Raw genomic sequence first — 16299 nt, forward strand, 5'->3', positions numbered from 1 at the left:
CGCCTACCGCCGAGACCCGGTGTCGCCGCGCGGCACCTCGACCCGGCGCAGCAGCGAACTCACCAGGTCGGAGGCGGAACGACGAGTGGCTCGCGCCTCGCTGGTCAGCACCAGCCGATGCGCCAGCACCGGCACCGCGACGTTCTGCACGTCGTCCGGGATCACGTAGTTCCGCCCGGACAGCGCGGCCTGCGCGCGGGCCGCGCGCACCAGTTGCAGGGTGGAGCGGGGGGACGCGCCGAGCCGCAGCTCCGGCAAGGTTCGCGTGGCGGTGACCAGTTCGATCACGTAGCGGCGCAGCTCGGTGCTCACGTGCACCCCGCGCACCGCGCGCAGCAACGCCCGGACCTGGTCGGCGTCGGCGACGGGGCGCAGCTGCTCCATCGGCTCGCGGCCGGCGTGCTCGTCGACCATCGCCAGTTCGGCCTGCTGATCGGGATAGCCGATGGACACCCGCGCGGTGAACCGGTCGCGCTGCGCCTCCGGCAGCGCGTAGGTGCCTTCCATCTCGATCGGGTTCTGGGTGGCGATGACCATGAACGGCGCGTCCAGCGGATAGGTTTCGCCGTCCACCGTGACCTGGTCCTCTTCCATGCATTCCAGCAGGGCGGACTGGGTCTTCGGGGAGGCCCGGTTGATCTCGTCGCCGACGACGATGTTCGCGAACACCGGTCCGGGCCGGAACTCGAAGGACTCGGCCTGCCGGTTGTAGAGCGAGACACCGGTGATGTCGCTGGGAAGCAGGTCCGGGGTGAACTGGATCCGGTTCACGGTGCAGTCGATGGAGCGGGCCAGTGCTTTGGCGAGCGAGGTCTTGCCCACGCCCGGCACGTCCTCCACCAGGAGGTGGCCTTCGGCGAGCAAGGTCACCAGTGCGATCCGGACCACTTCGGGTTTGCCGACGAGGACCTGTTCGACGTTGGCCGCGATCCGTTGCACGGTGCCGTGCAGCGTGGCGATGGTGGCGGGATCGGTCTCCCGCACGTACCCGCCGTCGCCGCGGGCGGCGTCGGCGTGCCCGCCACCGGCGAACGCAGTGCCGGATGTGGGCATGTTGGGCGTCACGCAACCTCCAGGTGTTCCTCCGAGCATCGCGGCACGCCGCGTCCGCGTTGCCGCGGGTGCCCGTCGACCGGCGATCGGCGGTCGGATGGTCGGCGATCGCGCGCTCGGGTGCCTTTGCAGTGTGCCAAACCGCAGGCGACCGCCGTACCGGTGCCGGTGTCCTGGGACGTTCCCCACCTTCCCCCACCGCCGGACCCGAAACGGCGGCGGGCGGGTCTCCGCGGAACGCGGCAGCATGATCAGCGGTCGTCCGGAGGGTGTTCCCGGCGATGTCCCCCACCGGCCCCCCACACGCCCCCCACCGGTGGGGCTTTCCTTCAGAAGCCCGCTAGCTGGGCAAACGCCCGACACGCCGCAGCGTGTCGGAGGGCGTTCCAGGTTGACGGTGGAGTGAAGTGGGGTACTGTGGCGCTCGGTGGGGCAGACGGGGGTCCCGCCCGGCTCCGGGGAGTGCGGGGTGGTCGGCGTCGCCGGTCTCCCGTCGAGATGGAGTCGTCGGGCCGCAGGCCCGAGGGGGAGGTGGACCGAGATGTTCCTCGGTACCCACAACCCCAAGCTCGACGACAAAGGTCGTCTGACGCTGCCGGCGAAGTTCCGGGATGCACTGGCAGGGGGGCTGATGGTCACCAAAGGACAAGACCACTGCCTCTACGTCTTCCCGCGCGCCGAGTTCGAGCAGATGGCCCGCAAGGTCGCCGAGGCTCCGCTCACCAACGAATCCGTTCGCGCATACCAGCGGTACCTGTTCGCGGGCACCGATGAGCAGCGGCCGGACGGGCAGGGCCGGATCCCGATCACCGCCGAGCTGCGCCGTTACGCGGGCCTGGAGAAGGACTGCGTGGTCATCGGCGCCATCAACCGGCTGGAGATCTGGAACGCCGAGAGCTGGCAGAGCTACCTCGACGAGCACGAGGAGAGCTACGCGCAGGCTCGGGAGGAGGTCCTGCCCGGAGTCTTCTAGCGGTCCCGGTGGCGTGAGGCCTCGGTCCGCTCACGTGTCCTGGTGCACCTTCCCCGGCGCCAGAACACCCCGAGCGGACTGGGACCTGAGGTCACCAGGAGCGGTGGATCTCGCGCGGTTCGGCGGGCCGGGTGCGGAGTGCCGCCCGTTCGTCCGAGATCGAGTGAGCCCGTGGTGGCGGCCTTCCCGGGACTCGTGCACGGGTCGCGGACAACCGAGAACGGCGTTCGCCGAGGTGGGCAACGTGCCCGAGCGGGTCGAACCGCTCGGCGCCGGTCCGGTCGGCGAACAGTGTCCTCAGTGGACTCGGGTGGTGCGGGTTTCTCCCCGCGCCGGTGGGTTCGCGGGAGCGGGCCGGATCCGGACACCAGACAAGATCAAGAGGAGTGCGGCAGCAGTGACCGGCTTGCGGGAGGGAGGGACCGCCGTGGCGCAGGAGGATTCGCCGGGAGACGCCGAACGGGGTTCTGCCCAGGACCGGCACGTTCCGGTGGCACTGGACCGGACGCTGGAACTGCTGGCGCCCGCGCTCAGCGGCCGCCCGGCGGTCGTGGTGGACGCGACGCTAGGCATGGGCGGCCACGCCGAAACCCTGTTGCGGGCGCACCCGCAGCTCACCCTCGTCGGCCTGGACCGGGACCCGGAGGCGCTGCGGCTCGCGGGGCAGCGGCTGGCCGAGTTCCGGGACCGGCTGCACCTGGTGCACGCGATCTACGACGAATGGGCCGAGGTGCTCGCCGACCTCGAACTGCCCACTGTGGACGGTGCGCTGTTCGACCTCGGGGTGTCGTCGTTGCAGCTGGACGAAACCGGCCGTGGTTTCGCCTACGCGCAGGACGCGCCGCTGGACATGCGGATGGATCCCGGTGCCGAACGCACCGCGGCCGAGGTCCTCAACACCTATTCGCCCGGTGAACTCGCGCGGATCCTGCGGCAGTACGGCGAGGAGCGGTTCGCCTCGAAGATCGCGAGTGCGATCGTGCGGGAACGCGCCAAAGAACCGTTCGACCACAGCGATCGCCTGGTGCGGCTGCTCTACGACACGGTGCCCGCGGCCAGCCGCCGCACCGGCGGGCATCCCGCCAAACGCACCTTCCAGGCATTGCGGATCGAGGTCAACGCCGAGCTGGACGTGCTGGGCAGGGCGATGCCCGCGGCACTGGACTCGCTCGCGATCGGCGGGCGGATCGTGGTGCTCGCGTACCAGTCGCTGGAGGACCGCATCGTCAAGCGCGAACTGGCCGAACGCGCGAAATCACGGACCCCGGTCGACCTGCCGGTGGAACTGCCGGGACACGGTCCCGAACTGAGGCTGCTCACCCGCGGCGCCGAGCTCGCCGGTGAACGGGAAACGGCGGACAACCCGCGAGCCGCCTCGGTGCGGCTGCGCGCCGCCGAACGGATCAAGGAGGCGGCATGACGGCACCCGCACGCGCAAAGAAGGCCGCAGCGCGCACCGGCACCTCGACGAAGAACGACTCGGCGAAGAAGTCGCAGAGCGCGGCGAAGACCAAGACCCAGACGGCGAAGGCCCAGACGGCGAAGGCTCAGCCGACGAAGGCCCAGCCGACGAAGAAGGCGCAGCCGCAGAAGAAGGCCCAGTCGAAGGTGCGCGCCCGGTCCGCGACGGCCGAACGCGCCTACGCGCGCCGGGAAGAGCGGCGGGACCGCTCCTCCAGGGAGACCGTGGAACGCAGGCCGCGGCGCCAGCGCCAGGCGGCCGAGCAGCGGCAGCCGCGCCAGTGGCGGCTGGCCGCGGTGCGCCCGCGCGCCCGGCAGCTGCAGGCGAGGGTCGTGACTTCGCGAGCGCCACTGGTGATCGCCGTGATGGGCCTGCTCGGAGTCGGGCTGGTGGCGACGTTGTCGCTGTCGATCGCCGCCGTCGGCGGTTCGTATCGGCTGCAGCAGGCGGAGCAAGAGGTGACCGCGCTCAACGAGCACCGCGAGCAGCTGCTGCGCGAGGTCAGCAACCTCGACTCCACGCCCGCACTGGAGCGCAAGGCCACCGAACTCGGCATGGTGCCGCCGCCCGGGCCGCCCGCGCACCTGGTGACGCACCCGGACGGTTCGGTCCACGTGATCGGTGAGCCGCAGGCGGCCAAGGGTGCTCCCGCGCCGCCGCGACCGGTCGAGCAGGCGCCGGTGCCCCAGGCTCCGGTGCCCGAACCGCAAGACCCGGCGGCGCAGGACGCGCCGCAGCGACAGGCCGCGCTGATTCCGGCGGTGGAGGGGAACTGATGGTGCGCAGGGGGACGCGGACCGCCGGGGGGAGGCGGACCGCGCGCACCGACGTGGCCGGTAGCGCCAGGCGGTTGCGCATCGGCCGGTTGTTACTGGTGCTGGCACTGGTGCTCACCGGCACAAAGTTGATCTTGGTGCAGGGTTTCGACGCGCAGGACCTGTCCGCGGCGGCGGCGCAACAGCGCTTCACCAACGACGCGATCCCGGCTGAACGCGGTTCCTTCACCGACCGCAGCGGGAACGTGCTCGCGTTCAGCAGCGAGGCCCGCCAGCTCTACGCGACGCCGACCCGCCTCGCCGACGAACAGGACAAGGCGCACGCCGAAGATCCCACCGAGCCCACCTCCGATCAGTACAAGCGGGAGATCGCGCGCTTCATCGCGAAGCAGCTCGGAAACCGGGTCGCCGAGCAAGATGTGCTCGCGGCGTTGTTCTCCAACGCGACCTACACGACGATCGGCCCGCTGATCGAACCGGCGCTCGCGCGCACGATCACCGAGAAATATCCGCAGATCGGCGAGGAATACCGGGCGACCCGCGAATACCCGGCGGGCAAGAACGGTGCGAACGTGCTCGGCGGGGCGCGGTGGAGCCAGGACGCGCAGAAGATCGAAGGCCGCCTCGGGCTGGAGAGCTCGATGGACAAACTGCTCGCCGGAACCGACGGGAAGAAGGTCGCGGACACCGCGATGGGCAGCGACCTCGTCATTCCCGGCACCGAACGGGAACTGGAACCGGCGGTGCCCGGCTCCGACGTGGAACTCACGCTGGACTCCGACCTCCAGTACATGGTGCAGAACAAGCTCTCCGACTACGCGAAGAAGGCCGGGGCGCGCAGCGCGGGCGCGGTCGTGCTCGACTCGCACACCGGTGAGGTCTACGCCCTGGCCAACGACAAGTCCTTCGACCCGAACTCGCCGTCCTGGGGACCGGACGGCCTGGGCAACGCGGTGGTGACCAACCCGTTCGAACCGGGCTCGGTGAACAAGGTGATCACCGCTGCCGGGGCCATCGAGGACGGGCTGATGCGCCCGGAGACGGTGATGCAGGTGCCGGGCAGCATCAAGGTCGCCGACCGGACCGTCAGCGACGCCTGGTCGCACGGCACGGTTCCGCTGACCTTCACCGGTGTGCTCGGCAAATCCTCCAACGTGGGCACGCTGATGGCGGCGCAACGGCTCGGCGAAGACCGGTTCGACGACCTGGTGCACAAGTTCGGGCTCGGACAGACCACCGGCATCGGACTGCCAGGGGAGAGCGCCGGATCGGTGCCGCCGCGCGAAGACTGGTCCGGCAGCACCTTCGCGAACCTGCCCATCGGGCAGGGCCTGTCGATGACCGTGCTGCAGATGGCCAGCATGTACCAGGCGATCGCCAACGACGGAGTGCGCGTGCCACCGCGAGTGATCTCGGCGCAGACCGGGCCGGACGGCGTGCGCGTGGAACGCCCGCAACCGGAAGGTGTGCGGGTGGTCAACCCGCAGACCGCGAACACGGTGAAGGACATGCTGCGCGCCGTCGTGCAGGAAGAGCCGCAACAGGGCACCGGCAAGGACGCGGCGCTGGAGGGCTACCAGATCTCCGGCAAGACCGGCACCGCGCAGCAGATCGACCCGACCTGCAAGTGCTACAGCAACAGCACCTACTGGATCACGTTCGCCGGGATGGTCCCGGCGGACAATCCCCGGTTCGTCGTGGGGCTGATGCTGGACGCACCCAAGAGCGGTACTCCCGAGTCGAAGTCGGCGGCGCCGCTGTTCCACGACATCGCCGACTACCTGACGCTGCGCTACCGCATCCCCCTCTCACCAACACCTGCTCCCGCGCAGGTTTTGCAGGTGGAGTGAGTTGGGCTCGTTCTGCTTTGGGGGTGGGTGGCGGGTTCTCAGTTGGTCTCTCGCTGCGGGATCTTTTTCCCTAGTGGCTCCGCCACGAGGGAAAAAGCTGTCCTCGCGAGAGACCAACTGAGAACCCGCGGGTGAGCGGCTTTTCGACGTGGGCTATGTGCTTCGCACATGCAGGCACGGCCTTCGGCCGCAAGGCACGGCTATCGCCGCGAGGCAGGCTGGGCTTCGCCCGCCCTTCGCGGGCTTCGCCGCCAACTGCACGGCTTTGCCGTGAGGTGCGGGCTTTGGTCGCGAGGTGGGTGGGGTTTTGCTCGCTCTTCGGGGGGTTCGCCGGCTGGAGGCACGTTGGTTTGCGGGCTGTGCGGGGTTAGTCGGGGCTGATGTGGGCTGTTTGGATCAGTTGGGGGCCGCTGCGCAGGGAGCGGCTGATCAAGGTGCCTCGGCCGGGGGGAAGTGCGGCTGCGGGGACGTTGCCGATGAGTCTGCCCTCGTGGGGGGCCGCGCTCATGAGCAGGGCCGGAGTGGAGACCTCGCGCATCTTGCCGATGATCGGATCGTGCAGCGCCCGGTTCGCGTTGGCCGAATCTCGCGCCAGCACCAGGTGCAGACCCACCGCGGATGCCTGCGTGATGAACTCGGCCAGCGGCGCCAAGGCGTTGTCGCCGGGAGCTGAGACGAGTTCGTAGTCGTCGACCACGACGAACAGCTCCGGTCCTGACCAGCGCCGGGCGTGCGGTCGCTCGCGAGCGGCGTCCGAGCCGGGCAGCCTGCCGCGCAAGGTCGCCGCCACGTCCCGGACCGCGGACCGGAGCTGGTCGGTGCTGACCGCGTGCTCCATCAGATATCGGCGCTGCGGGAACCCGAGCAGTCCGCGCCGCACGTCGACCAGGACGATCATCGCCTGGTGCGGCGTGTAGCGGGTCGTGACACCGCGGATGACGGTGCGCAGCAACGAAGTCTTGCCCGCCGCCCCCTCGCCGAAGGCGTAGAAGTGCGGCTCCGACCGGAAATCCAGGTAGATCGGCTCGATGCCGTCCTCGTTGATGCCGATCGGCACGAGGCTCGGCCGCGGCTGCCGTTCCGCGACGGGCAACTGCCCGTAAGGCAGGTGCTGCGGCAGCAGGCGGACCTTGGGCGCGCGGGCTCCGTGCCAGGCATCGCGGAGTTTCGCGGCCAGTTCGGCCACCCCCGCCTCGGCGTCCCCCTCCACGTCGCCGGTGCGCGGCAGCGCGGTGAGCATGTGCAGCTTCGAAGGGTGCAGCCCGCGCCCCGGCCTGCCGATGGGCACCCGGTCGGCGGTCTCGCGGTCGATCTCGGATTCGGCCGGCTCCGCCAGGCGCAGCTCCAGCCGGGTGCCGAGCAGATCCTTGAGCGCCGGCCGGATCTCCGACCACCGGTCAGCGGTGACCACCACGTGCAACCCGAACCCGAGGCCTTGCGAGGCGAGGTTGACCACGTCCCGGTCCGCGCCGTCGAACTCGTTCTGCAGCGCCGCCCAACCGTCGAGGATCAAGAACACGTCGCCGTAGGGATCGTCGTCCGAACCCTCGCCGCGGCGGCGCTGATCGCGGTAGGTCGCCATCGAATCGATGCCGCGATCGATGAAGCGGGCCTCCCGCGCTGCCAGCAGGGAACGGAGCTCGGCGATGGTGCGGCGCAGCACATCCGGGGCGCCCCGTCCGGAGACGGCGCCGACGTGCGGCAGGTCGCGCACCGCGTGCAGGCCGCCGCCGCCCAGGTCGATGCAGTAGAACTGCACCTCCTCCGGAGTGTGGGTGTGGGCCAGCGACAGCAGCAGGGTGCGGACCGCGACGGACTTCCCGGAACCGGGCGCTCCCACGATGGCCACGTGCCCGGAGCCACCGGAGAGGTCGGCCCGCATCGGTTCCTGCTTGTGCTCGAACGGCACGTCGATGACGCCGATCGGGGCGTGCAGCCGCGGCCCGTGCCGCCGCTCCGCAGGGAGCGGCAACAGCCGTTCCAGCACCGGAGGTTCCCCCAGCGGAGGCAGCCAGATCGGCCTCGCCGTCGGCCCGGTGCCGCGCATCCGGCGCACCGCGAACCGCAGCTCACTGCGCGACTCCGCCGCCACCCGCGGGTCGCCGGGCACCGGGCTGGAGACGTAGGCGGACCGGAACCTGATCACTCCCGCCGCGTGCCGGAGGTAGCCGTGCCCACCGGTCTCGGGCAGCTCCGCCGCGTCCGGGACGCCGATCGCGGCGCGCGAGTCGGCGGCGTTGGAGGTGCGCAGCCCGATCCGGTACGTCAGATGCCCCTCCAGGCCGCGCAGCATCGACTCCTCGACGCGGCGACCCGACAACAGCAGCTGCACCTGCAGGGACCGGCCCATCCGGCCGATCATCACGAACAGGTCGGCCAAGTCGGGCTGCTCGTGGAGCAGTTCGGTGAACTCGTCGATCACCACGAACAGCATCGGCAGCGGTGGCAGATCCTGCTGGACGCGCTGCTCCCGGTACTCCCAGACGTTGCGCGCCCGCACCTCGTTGAGCAGCGTCTGGCGGCGCTGGATCTCCCCGGACAGGACATCGCGCATCCGGTCGACCAGCTGAGGATCGTCCCGCAGGCCCGGAATGATCCCGGCGACGTGCGGGGCCTCCTGGAAGTCGGCGAAGGTGCCGCGGCCCGTCCAGTCGACGAGCACGAAGTTGATCTCCTCGGGGGAATGCGTGGCCATCAGCGACAACACCAGGGTGCGCAGGAACTCCGACTTGCCGGATCCGGCGGCGCCGACGCAGAGCCCGTGCGGTCCCATGCCCCCGGAAGCGGACTCCTTGAGGTCGAGGGTGATCGGCGTGTCGTCCCACGAACCGATGACGGCCCGGTAGCGCTCCTCGACGGGACCCGGGCGCCAGGCCGCACTCGGATCGAACGTGGTCACGTCGGGACGGCCCAACAGCGGGAAAAGCCCGAGCGGCGCGGTGGGCGACGGCGGCGCGGGAAGCGGTGCGGGCGCCTGCTCGGATTCGTCGGCCAGCGCGGTCAGCAGCTCGGTGATGTCGTCGACCGGTTCGTCGAAGTGCGGCTGGGCGACTTGGAAGGTGTGTTCCTCGTGCAGCGCCCACCCGTTGGCGGGCAGGTCCGCCGCGCGCTCCGGGTCCAGTTTGGACTCGGCCGGGTCCTGCAAGGACAGCTCGACCCGGCCTTGCAGAAGGTCCACCAGTTCGTCGGGGAGTTCGGACCAGCTGCGGGCGGTGATGATCACGTGCACGCCGAAGGTCAGCCCGGCGCTCGCGATCCGGTGGACCGCGGCGGGCAGGTCGGGCACCTGGCTCTCGAACCACGCCCAGCCGTCGATGATCAGGAACGTCTCGGCGTGGTCGGAACCGGGCAGCCGATCCGGCCGTTCCCGCCGCAACCTGCGAAAGCGGTGGATGTTGGGGATACCGCTGGCGAACAACTCGCGGCGGCGGTCGATGAGCTCCTCCACCTCGCCGAGCAGCGCGGCCGCCGCCTCCGGGGTGTGTCCCGCCGAGACCACCTGGGAGAGCCCGGCGAGCCTGCCGTCTCCGTCGAGGCACTTGAACTGCACCTGGTCGGCGCCACTGGTCGCGGTGAGGCTGAGGATCGTGGTCTGCAGCAGCGTCGACTTCCCGGAGTGGATCCGGCCCACCACCGCCACGTGGCCGTGCCGCCCGCCGACCAAGTCAAGGCCGACGTGCTCGGCGGGATGCCGATCCGACTCGTGGGTGCGGCCGATCGGCACCGGCGAAGTGGCGTCGAAGCCCTTCGGGCGCTCGTGGAGCAGCTCACCGAGCCGCAGCGGCGGCAGCTTCGGAATCGCGAACCGGGCACCGCGGACCCAGGAGAAGATCATGTCGCCGTGCTGATTTCCGCCGCGCGTCGGAGTCTGCCTGCCTTCCTCCGTCACCCGCTTGTGCACGAACGTGTAGAGCTCGTTGAAGGTCATCACGCCGTCGCGGTCGGTGTCGGGGAGACCGGAACGCATCGCCTCGATGATCGCCGAGGTGAACGTGGACCCGGGCTGCGGCCGGTTCTCCATCGGCCGCTGGTTCTCGTAGGCGTACTCGATCTCGTTGGTGGCGGTCATGGTGAACAGTCCGCCGCCGAGCTGCTCCTCCAAGTTCAGTGAATCACCGGACCTGGGCACCGAACCTTCGTTGAACACGCCGCTGTAGCAGCAGTCCAGCACGATCGCCTTCGACCCCGCCTCGCATTCGGTGATCATGCGGTGCACGATCTGCGCGGGCACCGCCGTGGAGTAGGGCAGGGTCACATCGGTGTTGCCCGCGGCGAAGAACAGCTGGTTGTCGTCGTTCTTGATGCCGTGGCCCGCGATGTAGAGCAGCACCACGTCGTTCGGCTCGCACTTGCGGAAGTGTTCCTCGATGCCCCGCTCGATCGCGGCCTTGGTCTCGTTGACGAGGACGTGCACCGTGTCGTACCCGCCGATGTCCTGCTCGGCGAGCAGCTCCTTGAGCTCCCTGGCCTCCTCGGTCGTGCGCAGGCCGCGCAACCGCGGATCGAAGTAGTCCGAGGTCGCGACCAGCAGCGCGTATCTCCGCACCCCGGGTCACGCGCCGCTCTCGTCGGTCATCCGCTGCAGTGCCGATTCGATCTCCGAGCTCTCGGTACCCGCGTCCGCGCGCAGTTGCAGCTCCCCGGCCCGCAGGGTGACCGCTCGATGCCGGTTGCGCTCGAGCCAGCCGGTGAGCACGGAGGACACGGTGGTGGCCGTCCCCGCGCCCAGCGACCCGATGATCAGCAGTTCCGCCAACTGCGCACCGGCGCCGAGGCTGTCCGGCGGTGGCGTCTCCCGCACCCGGTGCACGGCCAGGCCGTGGACCTTCTTCAGGTTGAACTGCATCAGGTGAGTGGCTCGATCAAGCCGCTCCGGTGCCATGTCCGGTGCTTCCAGCGCGACGCGAATTTCAGGCATGTGATCTCCCAGCCCGGCGAGCAGTGATCACACCCGGTATATCAAAGATCGACCAGTGGTAGTGGTGCTTTTCCGGGGGAGGGCGCCGATCGCGCGCACATTCCCGATCGGATGATCTTTCGGGTGGATTCGCAGAGATGATGGACCGAAACGTGCACGGGCCGCTCGCGCCACGGCCCGTGCACGCCCGGAGCTCAGGACGGGATGCGCGGGCCGCTGGACCCGGGTCGATCGTCGAATTCCGATGGCGACGGCACCCGCTGCGTCGCCGCTCCGGCGGTGCTCACGGCCACGGCCGCCCCCCGCCCGAGTCGTTCTTCCACCGATCCTCCCGAAATCCGCGGAATCACCGACCTGGCGAACTGAACGCTAAACGACGGTCGGCGGTTCGCACCACGATCCGCCGAAAGTTGCACGAGACGGACCAGTCGCCACCCGCGAACGGCCCCGCCCACAAGTAGGGGGTTTCGGTGGACGAGTGGCCGAGGTCATGGCAGGCATTTCCGCGCGGCGGCCGGCGGAGCAGGCCAGGTCAGCGATCCTGACCGAGTGGCCGATGGTGCTGCGCCGAGAACGGGATCGAGGAATGGGCCGTTTCCGGATCGGCCGCCCGAAGTCGAATCCGGAACTCGTTTCGAAAACGGCATCCGTGCACCTAGAGGAACAAGAGGTAGCGTCATCGGAGTTCCTTCGGGTGAATTGCGCAGCGTGCTCGCCCGGCATTCCCCGCGCATTCTCCGTCGTGCCGCGGACGCCATTCTCCGGGGTGCGCGGCACCGCCGTCGCGGCCGCGGCGAGGTCCGCCGACGAGAAGGTGCCGGAGGCGTTCTACTGGACATCGGCCCGCCGCGCGGGCTGCTCCGAACGGCCCAGTCCGAGAACGCGCTGTGCGCAGAGGTGACCATGAGCATGACCCGTCAGGTGGTACCGGTAGCCTTGCGCGACGTGCCTTCCGCGGTCGCGACAGCCCCGCCTCGACCCGCTCAGGTCGAGCCGGTGCAGATCCAGCATCTCGCCGAGACAATCGGCGCCCGGGTCATCAACGTGCCTGGTCACAACCCTGGTGATGGGTCGGTGACCGGAGCGACGTTGCGAGCTCAGCAAGTCCGGGCCGGTGACCTGTTCGCCGCGCTGCCCGGAACCAGAGTGCACGGTGCCGACTTCGCCGCCGACGCGCTCACCGCCGGTGCCACCGCGGTGCTCACCGACCAGGCGGGCGTGGACCGCGTCGCCCTGCTCGAACACCCGCGGGTGCGGGCCGGTGAGGTCGCGCTGCTGGTGCACGAGAATCCGCGCGGCGTGCTCGGCTCCGCCGCCGCCCGCATCTACGGCGACCCGTCGCAGCGGCTCACCATCCTCGGCGTCACCGGCACTTCCGGGAAGACGACCACCAGCTACCTGCTGGAGTCGGCGTTGCGCGCCGCCGGGCACACCACCGGACTCGTCGGCACCGTGGAGACCCGCATCGCGGGCGAACGCCTCGACAGCGCGTTCACCACACCCGAAGCCCCCGACCTGCAGGCGCTGCTGGCGGTGATGGTCGAGCACGGCGTGACGCACGTGCCGATGGAGGTCTCCAGCCACGCGCTCGCGCTGGGCCGCGTCGGCGGCACCCGGTTCGCGGTCGGCGCGTTCACCAACCTCTCCCAGGACCACCTGGACTTCCACCGCGACCTCGACGACTACTTCCAGGCGAAGGCGCTGCTGTTCGACGGCCGCTCCGAACACGAAGTGGTGTGCGTCGACGGGAGCTGGGGGCAGCGGCTCGTCACCGACGACACGATCACCGTGTCCACCACCGGCGACGCGTCCTGGACCGCGACCGACGTCGAAGCGTTCCCCACCGGCGAGCAGCGCTTCCGCGCACACGGCCCGGACGGGACGCTGGACGTGCGGCTGCGGCTGCCCGGGCCGTTCAACATCGCCAACGCGCTGCTCGCCGCCGGGGTGCTCACCGCGGCCGGCGTGCCCGCGGCGGCGATCGAGCAGGGCCTCGCCGAAGTGGACGTGCCCGGCCGGATGGAACGCGTCGCGCTCGGGCAGGACTTCACCGCCGTGGTGGACTACTCGCACAAACCCGGTGCCGTCGCCGCCGTGCTCGACGCGGCGCGCGCGCAGGTCACCGGGGCGCACATCGGTGGCCGGGTGCTCGCCGTGCTCGGCTGCGGAGGCGACCGGGACGTCGCCAAACGGCCCCTGATGGGGGAGGCCGCCGCCCGCCGATCCGACCTGCTCATCGTCACCGACGACAACCCGCGCAGCGAGGCTCCCGCCGACATCCGCGCAGCCATGCTCGCCGGGGCGCTCGACGTGCCCGAAAGCGAACGTGGTGAGGTGATCGAAGCAGGCGATCGGCGGGAGGCCATCGCCGAGGCGGTGCACCGCGCCCGCGTCGGAGATGTCGTGGTGATCGCGGGCAAGGGGCACGAAACCGGCCAGGACGTGGCCGGAGTGGTGCACCCGTTCTCCGACCGGGACGAGGTGGCGGCGGCGCTGCGGCGCAGGCTCGACACCGGCAGCGCCCGGATCGCCGAGAGCGGTGGGGGAACGCAGAGCTCGAGGGAGCCGACGTCCCCGGCCGGTGGCCGGGGCAGCAACGAGGAGGCAAGGTGATCCGGCTCAGCCTGGCTGACATCGCGGAAGCGGTCGGCGGCAGGCTCCACCACGCGGAGGGGACCGAGATCGTCACCGGTTCCGTCGAGTTCGACTCCCGGCAGGTCCGCCCCGGCGGGCTGTTCGTGGCGGTGCCGGGCGAACGCGTCGACGGGCACGACTTCGCCGCCCGCGCCGTCGCCGACGGAGCCGCCGGCGTGCTCGCCGCGCGTGAAGTGTCCACATCGGACGAACCGATCCCGACGGTGATCGTTCCGGAGCTGCCCGAACACCACCCGAACCGCGTGATGGCGCTCGCCGGGGACACCGACGGCAGCGGCGCCGCCGTGCTCGCCGGACTCGCGCGGCTCGCCCGCGCCGTGGTGGACCGGCTGCCCGAACTCACCGTCGTCGGAGTGACCGGCTCGTCCGGCAAGACCTCCACCAAGGACCTCATCGCCCAGGTGCTCGCCCCCGCCGGGGACACCGTGGCGCCGCCCGGTTCGTTCAACAACGAACTCGGGCACCCGTGGACCGCGCTGCGCGCCGACGAAGCCACCCGTCACCTCGTGCTGGAACTGTCCGCGCGCGGCGTCGGCCACATCGCCGCGCTGTGCGAGGTGGCCCCGCCCCGGATCGGCGCCGTGCTCAACGTCGGCAGCGCCCACCTCGGCGAGTTCGGCTCGCAGGAAGCGGTCGCGCAGGCCAAGGGCGAACTCGTCGAAGCACTTCCCGCCGCCGCCGACGGCGGAGTCGCCGTGCTCAACGCCGACGACCCGCTGGTGGCCGCCATGGCCGACCGGACCCGGGCACGAGTCGTGCGCGTCGGGCAGAGTCCCGCCGCCGACGTGCGAGCCGAGGACATCGAGCTCGACGAACAGGCGCGGGCCACGTTCACCCTGGCCACCGCCGCGGGCTCCGCGCAGGTGCGGCTGCCGCTGCACGGCGAGCACCACATCGGCAACGCGCTCACCGCCGCGGCCATCGCGATCGAACTCGGCGCGAGCGTCGAAGAGGCCGCCGAACGCCTCGGCGGCGTGCGGCGGGTCTCGGCGCGGCGCATGGAGGTCACCGAGACCTCCGGCGGCGTCACCGTCATCAACGACGCCTACAACGCCAACCCGGAATCGGTGCGCGCGGCGCTCAAAACGCTCGCCTCGATGACCAGGGGCAAGCCGGGCCGCGCCTGGGCGGTGCTCGGAGTCATGGGCGAACTCGGCGACGCCGAGGTCGCCGCGCACGACGAGATCGGCCGGCTCGCCGTCCGGCTCAACATCGACCGCCTCGTGGTCGTAGGTGACCAGGCACGCGCGATGCACCAGGGTGCGTCGCTGGAAGGGTCATGGGGAGAGGAGTCGGTTCTGGTGCCGGATGTTGATGCCGCCGTCGCGCTGCTGCGCGACGAGCTGCGTCCCGGTGACGTCGTGCTCGCCAAGGCGTCCAAAGTCGCCGCGCTGTGGCGCGTCGCGGAGCAGCTGACCGAGCAGGTCACCGAGAACACCGCCACCGAACAAGCCGGGGGTCACCCGTGAAGAGCATCCTCGTCGCCGCAGCGGTGGCGCTGGTCGTCTCCATCCTGTTCACCCCGTACCTGATCCGGATCTTCTCCAAGCAGGGCTTCGGCCAGGAGATCCGCGAAGAGGTGCAGAAATCCCACGCCGCCAAGCGCGGCACGCCCACGATGGGCGGCATGGCGATCCTCGTCGCCATGTGGGTCGGATACCTCGTCACGCACCTCACGGTGGCCGAGGAAGGCCCCTCGGTGTCCGGGCTGCTGGTGCTCGGGCTGACCACCGCCCTGGGCATCGTCGGGTTCCTCGACGACTTCATCAAGATTCGCAAGCAGCGCAACCTCGGCCTGAACAAGACCGCGAAGCTCGTCGGCCAGCTGGTCGCCGCGGTGCTGTTCGCGATCCTGGCCATGCGGTTCCCGGACAACAACGGCATCACGCCCGCATCGGAGCACCTGTCGTTCATCCGCGACATCACCGTCGTGTCCTTCGGCACGATCGGATTCGTGATCTTCGCCTACGTGGCGATCAGCGGCTGGTCCAACGCCGTCAACTTCACCGACGGCATGGACGGTCTCGCCGGTGGCACCGCGGCGATGGTGCTGGCCACCTACGTGCTGATCTCCTTCTGGCAGCTGCGCTACGACTGCACGGGCGACAGCGGCACCGTCCCCGCCTGCTACACGGTGCGCGACCCGCTGGACATCGCGGTGGTGGCGGCCGCGGCGATGGCGGCGTGCATCGGGTTCCTGTGGTGGAACGCGGCACCTGCGAAGATCTTCATGGGCGACACCGGATCGCTGGCGCTGGGCGGTCTCGTGGCCGGGCTGAGCATGGTCACCCGCACCGAACTGCTCATGATCATCATCGGTGGGCTGTTCGTCGTCGAGGCGCTGTCGGTCGTCCTGCAGATCGTGGTGTTCCGCAGCACCCGGCGCAGGCTGTTCCGGATGGCGCCGTTCCACCACCACTTCGAACTTGCCGGGTGGGCGGAAACCACGGTGATCATCAGATTCTGGGTGCTGGCCGGGATCAGCTGTCTGTTCGGCGTCGGACTCTTCTACGCAGACTGGCTCAGCCTCGTCGACGTGTGATGACGGAGGAACCTTTCAGAGCGAGCGGCCTGCGCGGGTGTCCGGGTAGCGGAACCTCAGCGGCTTCCTC

At 70.2% G+C, this 16299-nt stretch carries 10 protein-coding genes; 7 read left to right on the forward strand and 3 right to left on the reverse strand.

The genetic code is table 11. The features are described from left to right. Positions 1–3 precede the first annotated feature (3 nt). Positions 4–1065, reverse strand: coding sequence for an AAA family ATPase (locus H2Q94_RS06710; RefSeq protein ID WP_243793218.1), 1062 nt, complete (start codon positions 1063–1065; stop codon positions 4–6). Between the two features lie 529 nt (positions 1066–1594). Here H2Q94_RS06710 and mraZ point away from each other — a divergent pair. The 4 genes from mraZ to H2Q94_RS06730 all read left to right on the forward strand — a co-directional run bounded on the left by mraZ (position 1595) and on the right by H2Q94_RS06730 (position 6114). Beyond that, positions 1595–2026 carry a division/cell wall cluster transcriptional repressor MraZ gene (gene mraZ / locus H2Q94_RS06715; protein ID WP_184481383.1) on the forward strand — a complete coding sequence of 144 codons (432 nt, stop codon included), beginning with the start codon at positions 1595–1597 and terminating at the stop codon, positions 2024–2026. 427 nt (positions 2027–2453) lie between these two features. Then, on the forward strand, positions 2454–3446 hold the full coding sequence (gene rsmH, locus H2Q94_RS06720) for a 16S rRNA (cytosine(1402)-N(4))-methyltransferase RsmH (protein ID WP_243793220.1): 993 nt from the start codon (positions 2454–2456) through the stop codon (positions 3444–3446). Next, positions 3443–4264, forward strand: a complete 822-nt coding sequence (gene ftsL / locus H2Q94_RS06725) for a cell division protein FtsL (RefSeq protein WP_243793221.1) — start codon at positions 3443–3445, stop codon at positions 4262–4264. Before rsmH ends, ftsL begins: the two co-directional genes overlap by 4 nt. After that, the gene (locus tag H2Q94_RS06730) at positions 4264–6114 is read left to right on the forward strand and encodes a peptidoglycan D,D-transpeptidase FtsI family protein (protein WP_243793224.1); all 1851 of its coding nucleotides are present in this window, start codon (positions 4264–4266) and stop codon (positions 6112–6114) included. The genes ftsL and H2Q94_RS06730 overlap by 1 nt, the downstream gene beginning before the upstream one ends. A gap of 367 nt (positions 6115–6481) precedes the next feature. On the opposite strand, the gene eccCb is transcribed toward H2Q94_RS06730, so the two are convergent. Both eccCb and H2Q94_RS06740 read right to left on the reverse strand, forming a co-directional pair. Continuing rightward, positions 6482–10660, reverse strand: coding sequence for a type VII secretion protein EccCb (eccCb, locus tag H2Q94_RS06735; protein WP_243793227.1), 4179 nt, complete (start codon positions 10658–10660; stop codon positions 6482–6484). 6 nt (positions 10661–10666) lie between these two features. Continuing rightward, positions 10667–11032 (reverse strand): hypothetical protein, encoded by a 366-nt coding sequence (locus tag H2Q94_RS06740; protein ID WP_243793228.1) that lies wholly within the window; start codon positions 11030–11032, stop codon positions 10667–10669. A 909-nt stretch (positions 11033–11941) separates the two neighbouring features. Between H2Q94_RS06740 and H2Q94_RS06745 the strand changes: the two genes are divergently transcribed. The 3 genes from H2Q94_RS06745 to mraY are packed head-to-tail and all read left to right on the forward strand — an operon-like array spanning position 11942 to position 16229. Next, complete coding sequence (locus H2Q94_RS06745) at positions 11942–13645, forward strand: UDP-N-acetylmuramoyl-L-alanyl-D-glutamate--2,6-diaminopimelate ligase (RefSeq protein ID WP_397545434.1); 1704 nt, start codon at positions 11942–11944, stop codon at positions 13643–13645. Further along, the gene (locus tag H2Q94_RS06750; protein WP_243793230.1) at positions 13642–15156 is read left to right on the forward strand and encodes a UDP-N-acetylmuramoyl-tripeptide--D-alanyl-D-alanine ligase; all 1515 of its coding nucleotides are present in this window, start codon (positions 13642–13644) and stop codon (positions 15154–15156) included. The genes H2Q94_RS06745 and H2Q94_RS06750 overlap by 4 nt, the downstream gene beginning before the upstream one ends. Next, positions 15153–16229: a phospho-N-acetylmuramoyl-pentapeptide-transferase gene (mraY, locus tag H2Q94_RS06755; protein WP_243793231.1), complete on the forward strand. Its 1077-nt coding sequence runs from the start codon at positions 15153–15155 to the stop codon at positions 16227–16229. The genes H2Q94_RS06750 and mraY overlap by 4 nt, the downstream gene beginning before the upstream one ends. Positions 16230–16299 lie beyond the last annotated feature (70 nt).

It is taken from the genome of Saccharopolyspora gloriosae (assembly GCF_022828475.1).
Classification (GTDB): Bacteria; Actinomycetota; Actinomycetes; order Mycobacteriales; family Pseudonocardiaceae; genus Saccharopolyspora_C; species Saccharopolyspora_C gloriosae_A.